The sequence below is a fragment of the Nocardia gipuzkoensis genome (assembly GCF_021183645.1).
Lineage (GTDB): Bacteria > Actinomycetota > Actinomycetes > Mycobacteriales > Mycobacteriaceae > Nocardia > Nocardia abscessus.
Genome location: NZ_CP089225.1, coordinates 6,982,435 through 6,996,583, shown reverse-complemented (window position 1 = coordinate 6,996,583; position 14,149 = coordinate 6,982,435). Strand labels below are relative to the sequence as shown.

Here is a 14,149-nt window from a genome sequence, read left to right as displayed (position 1 = left end):
TCCATGGAGATGGTTTGTCGGTGATTTGTGCGCTCAAACATCCACTGCCGGCAGCGGAACCAGGCTGGAGAACGTTGCGTCGCAATAGAGAAGGGGGCTTCCGGGCGGCCCGAGGCGCACCTCGTCTATCAGCCCGATGACGATGTAGTGGGTACCGTGTTCAGTCACGCCATCGAGCCGACAGTCGAAAGAGACCAGGCTGTCCCTCAGTGCGGGCGTGCCGCCTATTGATTCGATCCAGCTTCCCTCGGAGAACTTCTCTGTCCCCCGTGCACCTTCCATGCCGGCGAACCGACGCGCGAGAGGGTGTTGCTCGTCCCGAAGCATGTTCAAGCAGAATCTGCCGCTGTGTTGGATCGCCTCACCGAGCATCAGGTTCTTGTTTACGCAGCACAGCAGGCTCGGCGGCGCGGCGGACAGTGACGTCACGGCAGTGGCGGTAATTCCGACAGGCCCCACAGAGCTTTGAGCGGAAATAATGCTTACTCCTGCAGCCAGCCGCCGCATGCCGGCTTTGAACAGATCTTCATCGATTGCGGTCATAGCACTTTCCTAGCGATTGGTCCTACAGTATCCGCTTTGATGGTTGAAAGCCCCTGCGGTACCGTATGAGCGGCGGTAACTACCGATTCGATCCCAGGCGAGAACGGTCCCTGAGCGATCATCTGCGGAAGAAATCTCGTGTGCGAATTCCAACAGGTTCGGGTTCCGCTTCCCTGCCGACCGGGGTTGCGCGGTAGAAGGGGGCACGTTCAGGGCCGAGGTAAAGGCGCTCGTTCGGCAAGCGCGGTAGTCGGTGCAGGGCAGTGGCTCCGAGCGGCAATTCGATTGCGAACCACCGTTCTCGACTCCAGTCGCCGATCAGGTTTCCAACCGCGACCACATTCGCGACATAGTCGAATACAGCACCACGCAGCCAAATGCGCAGATGCACGTCCCTGTTGATCGGTCGCACTGTGGAGGATGCCATGGCTTCGAGCTCCCTTGGCCAATTCGTGCAGAGGTCTTCAGGCTGTCGCTCAGCACGGTTCACTGCGCCGCCACGACTACGCTGGGCTATCACGCCCGCCATTTCACGCCTATGCGGCCGAACGCCAGAGTCGAAGGCCGGCCGTGTGGGGGTAGAACATCGCGGTGCGACCACTGACGCGCATCAACACGTCGGCCAGAATCGGGATCTTGTTGGTCTCGACCCACCACAGGAAGTTGTGCCAGCGGTAGCGCCTCAGTGCGTTCCTGATCGCGGCGTCGGGATCATTTCCGGTCGCAACTGCCTGGGCGCCCACGACACCGCCGATGGCGGAGGAAACCATGCCATCGGCATAGAAACACGGTGCGCCGCCTGAATACATCCTCTTGAGGTCCAAAGTGCCCGGCTGCGACGGCGGGATCTTCCCCCACGGCGATGCCGGAACCAAAGCCTTGGCGAGCGTTTCGTCTGGATCGTCGAGTGTGAGCCCCATCCCGGCCGCCACAGCTTCCAGTTCATCGACCATGATCCGGTGCTCACGCTCCTTGTCGAACCGCGAGTCAGCGTCGACAACCCGGGCGAAGATGCCGTACCACGTCGACCGAGGAGATTCCGGGTCGCTGAACGGAGTGAAGTAGCCGACGTCGATCGTGCCTTCCCTGCGAATCAACGGCGCGAACGCCGTCGCTTCTCGGGCCGGCCCTTTGGGCGATGAGGCAATCAGAGGCGCCTGGACTGCCAGCACCAACCGCTTCGGTTTGTCCGCGCTACCACCCAGCAGGCTCGGGATAGTCGTGGCATTCACCAGCAACGGCTTCTTGCCGGCCGCAAAGGTTCGCAGATGGTCGCTGGAACCGACCTTCTCGTCGACGAAGGTGACCGGACTCCCAGCCAGCAACTCACGAATACCACCGACGAGCCGGCTGTTCCGCACGCCGTAGAGGATGGGCTCAGGACGTCCGTCGCCGCGGCTTCCCTGCCATGTGGCGGGGCGGGTAAACCGCACATCGGCGCCGCGCCTCACCGTCATCGACGCCATTTGACGATGTGCGACCGGCATATTGCCGCGGCCGGCAATCGTGTCGAGGAGGGTGGCGTGATCGATGCCGAGGGCATAGGAGATGAAGTCAGCTGCGACACCCCGCAGGCTCACTCCGTTGATCAGACGCCTGCTCTCGATCAGTGGAGGAGCGACAATCGTCACCTTTCCGGCGAATTGGGGGCTCTTAGCCAGTTGGGCAGCAAAAACTTGAGCGCCGATGCCATTACCCGCAATAACCGCCGAATCATACTGAATCGGTGACGGCGATCCAGGCAAGTGCCGCCCCAAAACCTGGTCGACGTTGTGATCGCGGTATCGAGTCCTGTGGTCCAGGTTGAGCGTCATTGGTCGAACTCCTCCAGAAGTTGAATTCTCGCGGGCAATCCGCGTGGCTGATTGCAATGCCGCGCATCGCAACTATCGTCGGCGCCTTGCGCACCACATGAACTGCTAGCTGATGTTGAAATCCTGATACACCTCAGTCAAGACACCGGTTGATTCTTTACCTATCCCGAGGCACGCAATTACCCCGTTCGAGGTATCGGAAATAAAAAATTTATGCGGCCGTTCGAGCTCGGCTCTGATAATTTTGCCGACATGAGTGGATCACTCAATTCTTCCCGCGCGCCCTGTATCTATTTATGGTTAAAACTGTCCACCGAAGGTCGACTATGGTGTTATCTCCTCCGGTAGCACAACAGTCCAGTGGTATCGTTTCGACGACATCGGACACGAAGTAGGAGCGTCGATTGACCAAGGTAGACATCCGTAGCGATTGGGACTCGTTTATCGTCGAGGTAAGCGACAACGTCGCCACAGTCATCGTGAGCACCGAGAAGCGGGGAAATCTGCTCGGGCCAGATTTTTGGCACGAGGTTCCGCTGCTGTTCGAACAACTGGGCCGCGACGACGAGGTCCGTGCGATCATCCTCGCAGCGGCTGGTCCGCACTTCTCCTACGGCATCGACCTCACTCTCATGACGTCGATGTTCGGGCGCGCTTTTCAAGATGGCGGACTTGCCACTGAACGTCATGCCCTTCGCCGCAACATCGTCGTTGCCCAGAAGGCCGCCTCTGCATTGGCGGATTGCCCCAAACCCGTTATCGCCGCTGTCCATGGATGGTGCATCGGCGCAGCGGTCGATCTCATATCCGGCGCTGATATCCGCTTCGCATCGACCGATGCGATCTTCAGCGTCCGAGAAGTGAAGATAGGTATCGTCGCAGATCTGGGATCCTTGCAGCGCCTTCCGCAATTGATCGGCCAAGGCCACACACGCGAGTTGGCAATGACGGGCGATGATGTGACAGCCGAGCGAGCCAGCGAGCTGGGCCTCGTCAATTTGGTGCTTCCCGATCACAAACGGCTGCTCGATCATGCTCGCGAAGTCGCCGAGCGGATTGCGGCCAATCCCCCTCTGGCAGTGCAAGGAATCAAGCATATTCTCAATGTGGCAGACCACGACTTCGTGTCGAACGGGTTGAACTACGTTGCCACATGGAATGCAGTAACTCTGCCGTCCCACGACGTGAACGAAGCGATATCTGCCGTCACCCAGAAGCGCGCAGCCACCTTCCGCGGACAGTAACCGATAGCTTGATTGCCAGCTCTTCGTGGGGCCCGGCCATTAACTATCCTGGGCCCGACGGCAAAGTTGCTCAGGACCAGCGCAAATCCGCGACGAAAGTAGCGCCTCGATCGAGCACCTCTGGCCTCGCAGACGATAAGCAGCGATTTGCTACGAGGTCAGGGGCGAGTCATGGAGTAGCGCAAGTAGATCGCGGCCGCCTGCCCCCGATTCGAGGCGCGCAGTTTTCGCAGAATTCGCTTGACGTGTGTTTTCACCGTACCTTCTGCCAATACCAGCCGCTGAGCGATGTCTGCGTTGGTAGCCCCGTTTGTCATGAGCTGCAAGACCTCGACCTCTCGCCGGCTTAGGCTCGCTACGAGCCGGTTCGGCAGCTCGACGCCGTCGGCAGCAGCGCCGATTACGGAAGGGGAGGCCGGAACGTGCTTCAGCACCGTCGATGCTCCGGTGGCGATCTCGATTCCGCTGTCTGCCTGGTCGACCAGGTCACGCAGGGCATTGCGCTGGCGACGCAACTGATCGATGGCCATCGACCGTTCCAACGCCCATCCGAGCGACTCCGCGAACACCGATACCACGTCACGATCGGTGGCGTCTACCGGTCTCCCACTGAAATACGCGTCGAGGTGCAACGTTGCGACCACCTTGCCCGTCACCACAATTGGAACGGCGACGTAGCCCGGAGTGCGGATCCTTTCGACGATCGGTTTGAACGCACGCGGATCATGCAGGGTGTCGGTCATGAGCGCTGGCAGCTTGCGGCGAACCATCTCGGTCTCGAGTAGTCCCGTGCTCAGGTCGGCCGGCGTCTCGATGACAGAGCGATGACAGTCCGCTGCCCAGTCGTCGTGGCCGATGAAATGCGTTCCGGCGACGTGTACATAGCCATCGGACACGCGGAATGTCAGCGCGCGATCGAGGCCGCACGCGGTACAGGCAACGGCCGCAGCGTGCTCGAGCAGACGAGCTGGCGGCAGATCGGACGAGAACAGATCTGCCATCCTTCGCGGCGTGGTCGACACTCTGAGCTGCGCTTCAGCCGCGGCTAGCCTCGTATCTCCGTAAATGCGCTGAAGTCTGACCGCCAATTGCGCGACCTCGCTCAACCTCTCAGGTGCGAGAAAAGTTGTCTGAATCCTCTCGAGAAGTTGCGCAATGACGAATTCGACATATTCCAGAAGTTCGGTCGGCTTCCTACCGGTGTCGGGTCGTGTCCAAGTCGGAAGCTCGAGATACTCGGCTGCTTCACCCAAAGCGGCCTTCAGATCAGCTTGAGCCACCCGGGCGCGTATCCGGCGATCCGTTTCGGCGTGTGACGTCGGCGCTGTTCCACGCAGTGCCAGCTCAATCGGCATAGCTCAGTACCTCCTCCGGCGATCGCAGGCACCGCTCGCGCCTTCTCGACCGTCTGCCGGCGCCTCCGTTGGCACCGTCCGTCACCTGCCGACTTTCGGCAGCAACAACGCTACGCGCAGCTTCGAATCGATGGTAGAACTCAGAACTTGGGTTTGATCCAGAAGCCGACCGAGTTGTATTGCTTTCGCGTCGGTTGCGGAAAGCGTATCGCTGATGTGCTCGACGGGCGGCACCGCCGCCGTTGCCGCGCTGCCGGCAGACGAACTGGACGCGACTACCGCACCCAACGGCCCATCGGCCGAGCCGAGAGCAGCTGCCAGGGTATTGAGGTTCGTCGCCATTGCTGCCAGCGAACTGTCGGCCCGGGCCATCGACTGCGATACACCGATGACAGACGGAAGCCCTCGAGTGATCGAATCGACTGTTGCGGGTAGCTGAGCGGCCCCCGCGAGCGCCTTGTCGGTTGTCACTTCAATCGTCTGGCCCTCGTCCACACCGCGCGCGAAGACATCGCGCGTGGTATGGAGGTCGCGAGTAACGATGAGAATCCCCGTCAGGGCCGCGACCGTGAGTGCGAGCGCGAGCGCCCAAGATAGCCGGAACATGGAGTGCACTACTTTCTATCGGAGTTCGATTCCGCGCGGTACGCGGCTCTATTCGGGTAATCCAGGCAGTGGCGGAGCCTCAAATCCCAAAGGCGGGATGCCCAATTGGTTGACCAGCGGCCCGACAATTGCCAGGAGGGGACCGAATTCTCTGACATGCGCAGCTTCTTCCTGGATCGTGGCCAGGGTCGATGCGATCGACGATGTTTTCGCCCCCAGTTCGCTCAGATTCGACTGAACCGTCGAGAGACGGGTGTTGAGCACGGCCAGCCGGTCGGCGAGGGTACCGACGCCGCCGGACAAAGCGTCCACTTGCGGTGTCGCTTGCTGTACTCGGCCGGTGACCGTGCCCACGAGGCCCGGCAACGACATTGCGGCAGCGGCAAGCCCCGTCGTGGTCGTGTTGAGCCTGCTCGCATCACCAGGCAGACGCCCTGCAGCGTCGGTGAGTTCTCCAAGGCTCGTCGACAGCGCAGTCACCACCTGAGCACGTCGGGACAGCTCTGCATGCTTGGGAGCTAGACGTGCGGTGATCTGGTCGAGTTGGTCGGCGGAGTGGATGACGTCCTCGCTCAGTTGCGAGGGCCGCCCCAACGGGTCACTGATGTCGCTCCAGCCCGGCACGAAGCCGTTCGCCGCGCAAAGTGCGACTGCCGGAGCAATTCCGGCTAAGATCGTGTCTCATGTCGCTCTGACTCCCGATCCGGTGTATCGGGATGTGTTGTGTTGCATGATGTCTCGTCGTGGTCGATGAGTTGTCCAGGCGGCTGGTTCCTGATGAGCTGTGGGAGTTGGCCGAGCCGCTGCTGCCGAAGTTCAGCCCTCGCACGCAGGGCGGCGGGACCGCGCCGGTCGACCAGCGAGCGGTGTTCACTGCGGTGGTGTACGTGCTGACCAGCGGTTGCGCGTGGCGGATGCTGCCTGCGTCGTTCGGGGTGACGGTGCCGACAGCTCATCGTCGATTCAGCGTGTGGACCAGGGCCGGTGTCTGGCGGCGGCTACACCGCGCCGTGCTCGATGAGCTGGGCAACCAAGGCTTGATCGACTGGTCGCGAGCGGTGATCGACGCGGCGTCGGTGCGAGCGAAAAAGGGGGCGACATGACCGGTCCGAGCCCGGTCGACCGCGGCAAGCCCGGCTCGAAGTTGCACGTGTTGTCCGATGCGGCGGGTATTCCGCTGGCCGTGGCGGTTTCAGGGGCCAACGTGCACGACTCGCAAGCGTTGAAACCCTTGGTGAAAGCGATCCCCGCGGTGAGGTCGCGCCGCGGCCCGCGGCGGCGCCGGCCGGACAAACTGCACGCCGACAAAGCCTACGACCAGCCCGAACTGCGGCGGTGGGTTCGCCACCGCGGCATGTCGGTGCGCATCGCCCGCAGAGGCATCGAGTCCACCGAACGACTTGGCCGTCACCGCTGGGTGATCGAGAGAACCATCTCGTGGCTGACCGGCTACCACCGGCTCAACCTGCGCTACGACCGCAAAGGAACCCACTTCCTGGGCTTCCTGACGCTTGCCGCCGCGCTGACCTGCTACAAGAAACTGGCCAAAGCGAAATCAGCGACATGAGACACGGTCTAAGGCGAAAACGCCGGCCAAGGTTCGTCCTCTGATGATCATCGTTGGCCTCCTGGCGCGGGAATCAGGGCGCCTTGCGCGGGCAAGGGCGCCAGCTTGTCGGTTGTCCGTTTCAATTCGGAATTGAGTTGGGTGACGAGTTCGATTGCCTTGGCGAGGGCAGTATCGATCTGAGCCACCGACCCATCTGCCGAGCCAGCTGTCGAGTTGATCTGCTGCGCGGCCCCGGCCAGGCCACTGGTGAGGTCCCGGAGCTGGTGTGCGATGGTGACGTCTCCGCTGCCGGCTGCGACCAGTTTTTTCGCATCCGGCAGCATCTCGGCGACTCGGTCCGCGTTGTGAGCAGTGAGGCGATCCAATTCGCCGAGGACTCCGGCGAGCTCAGCCAGTTCTGCGCGCGCCCTCTGCGGCGCGGTCAAGTCTGCCCGCTTGTCGAAGTAGTTATTGACCGTATGGAGGTTCGTGACGATGTCTGTCGCGCTGTCGCGCACTTCCCGGCCATTGTGTATGGCTGTCACAACCAATACGAGAAGCACCGCGGCCATACCAGCGGACACCCAGCCCAAAGCTCGTGTCGTTCGGGCGAAGCAGTTGACCGGAGCTGCATCGGCGCGCCGGGCCCGCCTGTCAGGAAACGCTGAGGCCGGGATGTCAGTACGCTGTTCGTTGTGGGCCCGCCGGCGAAGTGTCGACACCGCAGCCCGGCTCTTCTGTCTGATGTTCATTTGCCTGGTCCTGTTGGTTGTTGAAATGCCGGAGATCTCATCCCGGTAAGGGCAGCATTTGGTTGATCGTCCGTGCGGACGTGACCGCGTTCTCGAGATCGGACACCAGGGTCTGCACGGTGTTGAGAAGCTGTTTACCCAGGTCACCGAAATGCTGAGTCGCTGCAGCAAGGGGTACTACGGTGTCGCGAACCTGCACGAGGACCGACGAGATCGATGTGAGCTGCTCGTTGGACAGCTGGGTGTTGCTTGCCGCAGAGGACAGCAGGTCCGCCGCGGGCTTGATGGCGGCTTCCAGCTCATCGAGCACCGGCGTCAACGCCGCGGTCGCCTGGAGCGCGCCTTTCGCCGCCGCGGTGATATCGGTCAACTGCTTCAGCTGGCTGGTGAGTCGGTCGTTGACCTGGACCACCGTCACCGAGTTGTGCAGAGTCTGGCGGTTGGCGCTGTACTGGTTGTCGAGCCGGTGATTCAGGCTGAACAGCACGAACAACAGCACCGACAGCACGCCTACCGCGACAACGCTCCAGGCTGCTCGCGCGGGCCCGCCCGGGCGTCCGAAGAAATGCACAGCGCTCACCTTCCCGACAAATCGTTGGCTGTGGCGCCCGCTGACGCACTCGTCGCGTGTACATGCGCGGCCGTACGTTGGACATCGGCGAGCACTGCCCCGAGCATGGCGCTGCTCTTCGCAACCCCCTCGGATGCGCCAGCGACAGGAGAACGCAGCGAATCGACCTGGTCAGCCAGTTCGTTCAGTGAGCCGACGAGGGAATCGACTTCGCCGGCGGATTTCTCCAGCGCACCGCGAATATCGGTTCGCAGCTGATTCACCAGCGTTTCCAGCTCTTTCGCGACAGACGCATCGGACTGTTTGACATCATCGATCGACCTGGTCATTCGGTCCAAGGCGCCGAACGCCTCGACTGTCTCTTTTTCATGCGCGGCGATCTGCGCGAGAGCCGGGTTGTAATTGTTCGCCGACACAACGGCTCGATCCAGCCTGCTGGGCATCGCGATGAGATTGTTGACCCGCGGCGCCAAGTAGAAGACTGTGAGCAGAACAGCAGCCAGGGCGACGCCGGCGCGAAGCATTACCACCCGCCGGGACCTGCTGGCCGTTCGCTGCAGGAGGACAGCTACCGCAGTCATGATTCGATCACCGAGACCACTGCCGGCAACCGGAGCGTAGTGACCGGGTGCGTGGGTGGACCTTCGACCAGCCGACGGTGGGCAAGGATCTGCTTCAAGACTGTGATGCCTCGCTTGGTCAAAAGACTGACGGGAAGCAACCCGCCCGCCGACATGCGCAACTGGGAGACGCCGAGAATCCGATCGAAAGTCGCGAAGACTATGACGCGCGGACTTCCGACAATACTGTGGAACACAGTATTCCCCGGCGTACCGAACATAACAGAGAAAGACGTAACGGTATGGGTACTGTAGATCGCCACGGCGTGACGCATCCTTCGTGCAATAAGAGCACGACCCGGCGTGTTCTGAGTATTCTGCTCAAGTAACGTTGAAACGTTATTAGCCACACCATTGCCGCCCTCCTCGTCGTACTGGTTGACGAGGTATTCCGAGCTCTGGATCCTGGTCAATTCAGCTTCCTCCGATAGCAGCTGGATTGCGTTCGGTATGTCGCAGTCGCGCCGATTGTGAAACCTTGGCATTTTGAACGGCCGCCGCCATCGGGCCTTTTACGAGCTTGACCCTTCCTGCCATCAGCAACTTCGAGCCGGCATAGATTGCCGGGTTGCTGTTTACAGCGTCGAGTGCGGCGTCGCACCATTCTTGGGAGAAAAATTTGAAAAGCTCGCTCATGACCGCCCATCCCATGATTTCTCGATGACTGAGACCAGTGCATTTTCCGATGCAAAGCCGCCCGATCGGGCCGAGGCCAGCCGAAAAGGACTACCTTCTCGACAGTGTCTCGACCACCCGTGCCACGGACGAATTGTCAAGTCGACGGGTCGATCGGTAAGGCGATAATTCCGCCGACATGCGCGGCGACGCAACGAAACGAGCCACTGTTAACCCGGACGGGGTACCTCGATACCCCCAGAGCTGTACACGACGTTAGGTTGTGCCTCACTTCGATGATTCACTATGACCTCAGGCACACAGCAACCCGGCGAACGCCTCGGCCGCGAAGTCTCCATCTGCCCCCGATCCGACCTCACCGGACCGCTCGGCGCAGTCGCGAACCCCGGACTACGCATCCTCAGGCGCGCCACAGCAGACTTCAGCCGGACGCCTTCAACCTCGCCGTCGCCGACACGCACCCGAGGAGAGCGCTGTTGACGTACTTGGTCAGCCACTCGGCCAGCAGCACGGTGCCGGATTGACGTCGTGTTCGGTGTCGAGGACGTTCAGTGCCTCGTTGACCGTGACCGCTGCCGCGCCGTCGGCATCCCTTACGAGGTGGAGTTCACGACCAAGCCACGGCTGGTGATGGCGATGCTGGAACGGGCAGTGTCGGCGATGGTGCCGTTTCGGTGGTTCACCGCGGATGAAGCCTACGGTCAGGTCAAGTATCTGCGGGTCTGGCTCGAACAACACGACATCGCCCACGTGCTGGCCACACGCCGCAACGACACCGTGGTCACCGGCCTGTTCACCAAGGCCCGTGCTGATGAGCTCGTTGCCGCGCTCCCGGCCAAGGCGTGGCAGCGGATCTCCGCTGGTGCCGGTGCGCACGGACCCCGCGACTATGACTGGGCGCGGGTGCCGATCCGTATCGGGTGGGAACCCGGGCACTGGCTGCTGGCGCGACGCAGCATCTCCAATCTCGGCGAGATCGCCTACTACGTCTGCTACGGACCCCGCCGGTCGACCATCGCCGACCTGGCCTGGATCGCGGGGGCTCGGTGGCGGATCGAGAAATGCTTCCAGCATGCTGCGCGAAGGCCTCCCCCCGGCGGTCGTCGCCGCCCGGCTCGGGCAGCAGGCACCCGACCGCGACCGGGTCCGCGTCCTGCACGGCGGCGCGCCCGCGTACCCGCCTCGCGCTCACCGGTAGTGAGCAGCTCGACTTGTTCGGGGACATCGCCATGTAGCCCTGAGCCGCAGGCTCAGGTAACCGTGGTCCAGATCACTCAGAAATTCTGCACGGTGGTGGAACCGACCCGGTCTTGCTGTCCAACCTTATTGACGGACAACGACTTCGAGCTTCCTCATGGACGCTGGACTCGACGGCCGTCGCCATATCAGGACAGATCGCCGTCCGGAGAGGTTTGCGCTGGACGGGGTCGCGAGCAGACGGGGGATGACATGAGAAGTACACGACTGGCATCGGCGATCGCTTTCGCGGTGGCTGTGCCGTTCGGTGTCGTTTCGCGGGCACCGCGGTAGCGGCTGCCGCGCCCGCGGACTACCAGATACCCGCCACGACCGCCGCCACGGTGGTCCAGCCGGTGGCGGAGGGGCTTTACGTGCCCGGCGAGATGTCGAGGCCGGCGTCGGCGCCGATGGCGCGGACGGCGTCGTCGACGGTCCGCACCGCCAGGCGCCGGTGCGGCGCGTGTTCGGTGAGGAACAGCGCGACCTGTTCGGGCTGGCCGCGTAGCAGGCGGCGGCGTTCGGCCAGCCAGGCGACCAGCGCGGCGCGGGTGCCCGGCTGCAACGGCACGGTGCGCGTGCCGCCGGTGGAGTCGGTGATGGCGAGGGTGCCGGGCCAGTCGGCCAGATCCAGCCCGGTCAAGGCTAGGGCAGCGATCTCGGATTTGCGGGGCCCGGCGTCTAGGGCCAGGACGATCATCGCGAACGCGCGCGGCCCGCGCGCCGCGGCGGCGCGCAGCAGTGCGCGCTGTTCGGAGGGGCCGAGGGTGCGGGGGTTGATCGGCTCCACCACCACCCGCGGCGTGGCCGAGGCGCCCAGACCGAGCCAGGTGTAGAAGACGGTGAGCGCGGTGAGGGTCAGATTGACCGTGCGGCCGACGATCCCGCGTTCCTCGACCGCCGCCGCTCAGGTAGGCGTCCACAGCGCGGTCACGGCCGGTGTGGGAGTGCAAGGCGTCGTCGTGACCGCGGTTGGCGGACAGCCAGCCGAGGTAGTGCCCGACCCGCTCGAGGTAGGTCTCCTGCGACCGGGCGGCCAGGTCGTCGCGGTCGGCCAGCGCGGCGGCGAATCCGGCCAGCATCGGGTCCGCGGCGATCTCGATCGAGAACAGCCCTGGCATGTCCTGGGCGTTGTCTTCCACCACCGACCTCCATGCCGAAACTCCTTGTCCACCAGCATCGCAGCAGGCACCGACAACTCCACTCCTGCGGAATTAGCGGCGGGTCAGGTCGCTGAGGTTGCTCCCAATTTTTGGGTGGGCGGTGCTGGGGCGCTTGCATCGAAGCGGAGCCATGTCCGCTGCCGATCTGGCTCGCCTGGAGATGTTGCGCCCGCGGACGATGCGCAATGTCATCGACGGGTTACGAGATCAAGGGCTGCTCGTCGGCGTACGCGACCCGATCGACAGACGCCGCGTGAACCTGATGCTCACCGACGACGGCCTTGCCTGGGCACGGGGTCAACAGGGAGCACTGCACGATGCTTTCGCGCGATTCTGTCGGAGAGCTTGCCGTCCGACGAACTGAACAAGGCGCACGAAGCGCTGGATCTGCTGGAGAAGATCGCCGATGGGTGATCCACCGACGCTGTGCGCTCCCCTGCGCCAGGCGAGCGCACAGCCGATAAAATGCGCTGCGCAGCTCACCAGCCTCTCGGCACATCAGGTCGAGGCTCTAGCCAACCGTCATTGTGAACTATCACCATCGCTGCCTGACGGCTCTCCCGATATTCACGTTACTCGGAGTAAACCATTCTCTACGTGCTTGCGCTAGTTACGCTGGTGCAATAGCACAGTTAACGGGGGTGGAAGGAAGCTCCACCATGTCTCTCACCTTCGCCGGACGGCAAGGACTCACTGTATCCGGTCGGCCCATGTCCCTGCCGCTGAAAGACGTGCGCGCCTTGTCGCGGCAGATGGTCGGGCATTTTGTCGAAACCGTCGCCCCCTGCGGCACCTTGCCTGGTGACGCGATCCATGGCGACATCACCATCATCACCCGCGTGTGCTTGGAGCTGGCAGTCAGCATGCTGGACGGCAGCAATATTTCAGAGAAGACCGGGCAACTCGAGGAGGCTGCATCGCAATGGGCTCGTGAAGGCGTGCCCATCGGTACCATTCACCACGCTATCCATGAGGGCTTCAAGATCGGCTTCGACCTGGTGGTGTCCACGGCCTTGGCCGAGCAGCACGCCTCCGGCTCAGCTGACACCGAGCCGATGCCCACCGTCAGCACGGCTGATTATCGAAGCATCCTCGACGGCGCCAAACTCGTCGTCGAAATGCTCGACACCATGACCACGGCGGTCTCGGCGGCCTATGTGCGTGAACTGCGCGCGGTCGTGTCGGAGCACCACACGGCAGTGCACACGCTCACCTCGGCGCTGCTCGGCGGACACCCCACCTCCACCATGGCCCGAGAGTGTGGCATCGACATCTCCGACCGCTATCGGGTCATAGCGCTCGCCATCCCGTCTCACCCGGACGAGTCCAACCCGATGCTGGACGCGAAAGTCGTTGCCCGTCGCAAACTCCGGCGTGTGCAGGCGGAATTGGCCACCCGCTGCGACGACACCGTGCTGTCGCTGCTCTCGGTCGACGGCGGCACCCTGCTCATTCCCGCCGATCACATCACCAAGGGCAGCCTGAAGGAACTGATCGGGCATCTGTCGCGGGCGGCCCGCGTGCACATCACCGCGACCGAGGTCACTGCCGCTACCGACACCGTGCCCACTGCCGCGGATCAAGCCCACGAACTGCTCGACATGGTCACCCGGCTCGGGTCGGTGCCGGGCCTGTATCACTTCGACGAGTTGGCTCTGGAATACCAGCTCACCCGCCCCGGCCCCGCCCGCGAACAGCTCGGGTCGCTGCTCGATCCACTGGATGAATATCCGGAACTGCTGGAGACTCTGCAAATCCATATAGCGCACAACCTGAACCGCAGGCGCACCGCGCGGCTACTGCACGTACACACCAACACCGTGGATTACCGGCTCAAGCGGATCGATCAGCTAACTGGATTCGATCCCACCATGGCGAGCGGGCTATGGCGTCTCCGCTCGGCATTGGTTGCCCGCACTTACCGAAGGTAAGCAGGTGCGGGCGGGCGCGGATTACTCCGGTCGATCAGCGTCGACCGCTCGCGCCGCGGAACGGCATCGCACGCGCTGGAGAGCGCCGCCGATCGAAGGATTTTACGACCCGGTACGTCTACGCTTTGT

At 62.8% G+C, this 14,149-nt stretch carries 16 protein-coding genes and 1 pseudogene; 5 read left to right on the top strand and 12 right to left on the bottom strand.

Annotation, left to right across the window (positions count from 1 at the left end):
* Positions 1–33: 33 nt before the first annotated feature.
* The 3 genes from LTT66_RS31950 to LTT66_RS31940 form a co-directional block, all read right to left on the bottom strand.
* On the bottom strand, positions 34–543 hold the full coding sequence (locus LTT66_RS31950) for a flavin reductase family protein (RefSeq protein WP_233062244.1): 510 nt from the start codon (positions 541–543) through the stop codon (positions 34–36).
* A 118-nt stretch (positions 544–661) separates the two neighbouring features.
* Complete coding sequence (locus tag LTT66_RS31945) at positions 662–970, bottom strand: hypothetical protein (protein WP_233062243.1); 309 nt, start codon at positions 968–970, stop codon at positions 662–664.
* 109 nt (positions 971–1,079) lie between these two features.
* Positions 1,080–2,357: a hypothetical protein gene (locus tag LTT66_RS31940; RefSeq protein WP_233062242.1), complete on the bottom strand. Its 1,278-nt coding sequence runs from the start codon at positions 2,355–2,357 to the stop codon at positions 1,080–1,082.
* A 404-nt stretch (positions 2,358–2,761) separates the two neighbouring features.
* Between LTT66_RS31940 and LTT66_RS31935 the strand changes: the two genes are divergently transcribed.
* On the top strand, positions 2,762–3,601 hold the full coding sequence (locus LTT66_RS31935) for a crotonase/enoyl-CoA hydratase family protein (protein WP_233062241.1): 840 nt from the start codon (positions 2,762–2,764) through the stop codon (positions 3,599–3,601).
* A 158-nt stretch (positions 3,602–3,759) separates the two neighbouring features.
* Here LTT66_RS31935 and LTT66_RS31930 read toward each other — a convergent pair whose 3' ends face one another.
* From LTT66_RS31930 to LTT66_RS31920, 3 genes are all read right to left on the bottom strand, one after another.
* The gene (locus LTT66_RS31930) at positions 3,760–4,956 is read right to left on the bottom strand and encodes a LuxR C-terminal-related transcriptional regulator (protein WP_233062240.1); all 1,197 of its coding nucleotides are present in this window, start codon (positions 4,954–4,956) and stop codon (positions 3,760–3,762) included.
* An 81-nt stretch (positions 4,957–5,037) separates the two neighbouring features.
* Positions 5,038–5,562 (bottom strand): hypothetical protein, encoded by a 525-nt coding sequence (locus LTT66_RS31925; protein WP_233062239.1) that lies wholly within the window; start codon positions 5,560–5,562, stop codon positions 5,038–5,040.
* Positions 5,563–5,610: 48 nt separating this feature from the next.
* The gene (locus tag LTT66_RS31920) at positions 5,611–6,186 is read right to left on the bottom strand and encodes a hypothetical protein (protein ID WP_233062238.1); all 576 of its coding nucleotides are present in this window, start codon (positions 6,184–6,186) and stop codon (positions 5,611–5,613) included.
* A 131-nt stretch (positions 6,187–6,317) separates the two neighbouring features.
* Here LTT66_RS31920 and LTT66_RS31915 point away from each other — a divergent pair.
* Positions 6,318–7,129, top strand: a protein-coding gene (locus tag LTT66_RS31915) for an IS5 family transposase (RefSeq protein WP_408638841.1) whose coding sequence is annotated in 2 segments (ribosomal slippage) — positions 6,318–6,654 and positions 6,654–7,129 — 813 coding nt in all. Because the reading frame shifts where the segments join, the coding sequence is not laid out codon by codon here.
* 47 nt (positions 7,130–7,176) lie between these two features.
* Here LTT66_RS31915 and LTT66_RS31910 read toward each other — a convergent pair.
* From LTT66_RS31910 to LTT66_RS31890, 5 genes are all read right to left on the bottom strand, one after another.
* Positions 7,177–7,863, bottom strand: coding sequence for a hypothetical protein (locus tag LTT66_RS31910; protein WP_233062237.1), 687 nt, complete (start codon positions 7,861–7,863; stop codon positions 7,177–7,179).
* 37 nt (positions 7,864–7,900) lie between these two features.
* A complete protein-coding gene (locus LTT66_RS31905; protein WP_233062236.1) occupies positions 7,901–8,371 on the bottom strand; it encodes a hypothetical protein in 471 nt (156 codons plus the stop codon).
* Between the two features lie 68 nt (positions 8,372–8,439).
* Positions 8,440–9,015, bottom strand: a complete 576-nt coding sequence (locus tag LTT66_RS31900) for a hypothetical protein (protein ID WP_233062235.1) — start codon at positions 9,013–9,015, stop codon at positions 8,440–8,442.
* Positions 9,012–9,467 carry a hypothetical protein gene (locus LTT66_RS31895; protein WP_233062234.1) on the bottom strand — a complete coding sequence of 152 codons (456 nt, stop codon included), beginning with the start codon at positions 9,465–9,467 and terminating at the stop codon, positions 9,012–9,014. The genes LTT66_RS31900 and LTT66_RS31895 overlap by 4 nt, the downstream gene beginning before the upstream one ends.
* 1 nt (position 9,468) lies before the next feature.
* Positions 9,469–9,690, bottom strand: a complete 222-nt coding sequence (locus tag LTT66_RS31890) for a hypothetical protein (RefSeq protein ID WP_233062233.1) — start codon at positions 9,688–9,690, stop codon at positions 9,469–9,471.
* Positions 9,691–10,251: 561 nt separating this feature from the next.
* Here LTT66_RS31890 and LTT66_RS31885 point away from each other — a divergent pair.
* Positions 10,252–10,767 (top strand): annotated as a pseudogene (locus LTT66_RS31885) (IS701 family transposase); the annotation flags it as partial.
* A gap of 529 nt (positions 10,768–11,296) precedes the next feature.
* Here the strand turns inward: LTT66_RS31885 and LTT66_RS31880 are convergent.
* Positions 11,297–11,719 (bottom strand): site-specific integrase, encoded by a 423-nt coding sequence (locus LTT66_RS31880; protein WP_233062232.1) that lies wholly within the window; start codon positions 11,717–11,719, stop codon positions 11,297–11,299.
* A 500-nt stretch (positions 11,720–12,219) separates the two neighbouring features.
* On the opposite strand from LTT66_RS31880, the gene LTT66_RS37555 reads away from it, so the two are divergent.
* Both LTT66_RS37555 and LTT66_RS31875 read left to right on the top strand, forming a co-directional pair.
* Entirely contained in the window at positions 12,220–12,453 is a 234-nt protein-coding gene (locus tag LTT66_RS37555; protein WP_408638699.1) for a hypothetical protein, read from the top strand.
* 346 nt (positions 12,454–12,799) lie between these two features.
* Positions 12,800–14,020: a PucR family transcriptional regulator gene (locus tag LTT66_RS31875; RefSeq protein WP_233062231.1), complete on the top strand. Its 1,221-nt coding sequence runs from the start codon at positions 12,800–12,802 to the stop codon at positions 14,018–14,020.
* The last annotated feature ends 129 nt before the right edge of the window (positions 14,021–14,149 follow it).

Coding starts and splice junctions, on each gene's coding strand:
- LTT66_RS31950 (WP_233062244.1), bottom strand. CDS start 543: ATGACCGCAATCGATGAAGATCTGTTCAAAGCCGGCATGCGGCGGCTG.
- LTT66_RS31945 (WP_233062243.1), bottom strand. CDS start 970: ATGGCATCCTCCACAGTGCGACCGATCAACAGGGACGTGCATCTGCGC.
- LTT66_RS31940 (WP_233062242.1), bottom strand. CDS start 2,357: ATGACGCTCAACCTGGACCACAGGACTCGATACCGCGATCACAACGTC.
- LTT66_RS31930 (WP_233062240.1), bottom strand. CDS start 4,956: ATGCCGATTGAGCTGGCACTGCGTGGAACAGCGCCGACGTCACACGCC.
- LTT66_RS31925 (WP_233062239.1), bottom strand. CDS start 5,562: ATGTTCCGGCTATCTTGGGCGCTCGCGCTCGCACTCACGGTCGCGGCC.
- LTT66_RS31910 (WP_233062237.1), bottom strand. CDS start 7,863: ATGAACATCAGACAGAAGAGCCGGGCTGCGGTGTCGACACTTCGCCGG.
- LTT66_RS31900 (WP_233062235.1), bottom strand. CDS start 9,015: ATGACTGCGGTAGCTGTCCTCCTGCAGCGAACGGCCAGCAGGTCCCGG.
- LTT66_RS31890 (WP_233062233.1), bottom strand. CDS start 9,690: ATGAGCGAGCTTTTCAAATTTTTCTCCCAAGAATGGTGCGACGCCGCA.
- LTT66_RS37555 (WP_408638699.1), top strand. CDS start 12,220: ATGTCCGCTGCCGATCTGGCTCGCCTGGAGATGTTGCGCCCGCGGACG.
- LTT66_RS31875 (WP_233062231.1), top strand. CDS start 12,800: ATGTCCCTGCCGCTGAAAGACGTGCGCGCCTTGTCGCGGCAGATGGTC.